Genomic DNA, 1,928 nt, shown 5'->3' on the forward strand with positions numbered 1-1,928 from the left:
CGAAACCCGCCGCGATCAGCAGAGCCTCGTATTATGACACACTTTTGGGCGTCTTTGTAAACACGCTGCGTTTGTGTGTCGCCCGGCGACTGACTTGTAGGCTGCGCTTGTTGCGCTTGAGCGCTTGCGCTTGCGTCGTCGAGAGCCCGCTAGTATACACCGTTTTAGGCGGCCAGCAACGGCGATCGGCACCCGGGCCCGATTCTTGCGGTCCGGGGCCGGGCAGCCCCCGGCTGGCCGCTTGGGGTGCCCATGACTTGGATCCATTTGAAAGACGCTTCGCTGGCCTATGGCCATGTCCCACTGCTCAACCACGCGGAGTTCGTGCTGGATGGAGGTGAGCGCGTAGGCCTGGTGGGGCGCAACGGCACGGGCAAGTCGTCGTTGCTGCGGATACTGGCCGGGCTGGAGCGGCCGGATGCGGGGGAGTTGCAACGCCGACAAGGGCTCCGCTGGGCCTATGTAGCTCAGGAACCGACGTTCTTGGAAGGGCAGACGGTGTTCGACGCGGTGGCCGACGGCTTGCAAGACATCCACGCCTGGCTGCGCCGCTACGCGGACCCCGGGCCGGGCGATGATCTGGACGCGCTGCAAAACGCCATCGAGGCGGTCGATGGTTGGCGCTGGGAGGCGCGGGTGGCGCAGACACTGGCCCGGCTGCGTCTACGGGCAGACGCGGATCTGGCGACGCTGTCCGGCGGCGTGCGCAAGCGGGTGGCACTGGCACGGGCGCTGGTCGGGCAGCCCGAGGTGCTGCTGCTGGACGAGCCGACGAACCACTTGGACATCGATGCGATCGATTGGTTGGCGGACCAGTTGCGGGCCTTTCGCGGCAGCGTCGTGGTGATCAGCCACGACCGGCATTTTCTGGACCGGGTGACGACGCGCATCGTGGAGCTGGACCGCGGCCAGTTGCGCAGCTATCCCGGTGATTACACCCAGTACGAATCGCTGAAGGCCGAACAACTGGCGCAAGAGGCCGTGATCCAGGCCAAGGCCGACCGGCTGCTGGCGCGGGAGGAGATCTGGATCCGCAAAGGCGTAGAAGCGCGCCGCACACGCGCACAGGCTCGCATCGAGCGGTTGCAGCGGCTGCGGCAAGCCCGGGCCGCACGCCACGAGGCAGTTGGTCAGGTGCGGCTGGAGGTGGCGCGCGGCCAGGCCAGCGGCCGCCTGGTGGCCGAGCTGGAGGAGGTGTGCCTGGCCTTCGAAGAGGGGGCGCAGCGGGTGGAGATTGCCCGAGATCTGTCGACGACCGTGCTGCGGGGTGACAAGATTGGGCTGATTGGCCCGAATGGTGCGGGCAAGACGACGCTGCTGAAGTTGTTGCTGGGTGAATTGCAGCCGGATCGCGGGCGGGTGCGGCTGGGCAGCCAGTTGACGGTGGCGTATTTCGATCAAATGCGCGCGGCGCTGGATCTGGATGCGACGTTGGAGGACTTCATCAGCCCGGGCAGCGAGTGGATCGAATGCGCGGGGCGGCGCACCCATGTGCGCAGCTATTTGGCGGACTTTCTGTTTTCGCCTGCGCGGGCGCAAAGCCCCGTGCGCTCGCTGTCGGGCGGAGAGCGCAACCGGCTGTTGTTGGCGCGGCTGCTGGCGCGACCGGCCAATGTGCTGGTGCTGGATGAGCCGACCAACGATTTGGACATCGAGACGCTCGAGCTGCTGGAGCAGCGGCTGGTCGATTACCCGGGCACGGTGTTCCTGGTCAGCCACGACCGGCGTTTTCTGGACGCGGTGGTGACGAGCACGCTGGTCTTCGAAGGCGATGGCTGCTGGCGCGAGTACGAGGGCGGTGTCGAGGACTGGATAGCGCAGTCGATGCGGCTGCATGGGCGCGTGCCGGTGTGGCCATCGGCCTGGCGGGATGAGGGGCGCGAGGACACGGGCAAGACCGACGCCGCCCCCACCCCGTCCCACCCCGC

1 protein-coding gene is annotated in these 1,928 nt (G+C 67.1%); it reads left to right on the forward strand.

The annotated features are described in order from the left end of the window. Nucleotides 1-252: 252 nt before the first annotated feature. On the forward strand, nt 253-1,928 hold a 1,676-nt coding region (locus V7026_RS11390), incomplete at its 3' end, for an ABC-F family ATP-binding cassette domain-containing protein (protein WP_334155490.1).

Origin of the sequence: Tepidimonas sp. (genome assembly GCF_036825565.1) — a bacterium.
Classification (GTDB): domain Bacteria; phylum Pseudomonadota; class Gammaproteobacteria; order Burkholderiales; family Burkholderiaceae_C; genus Tepidimonas.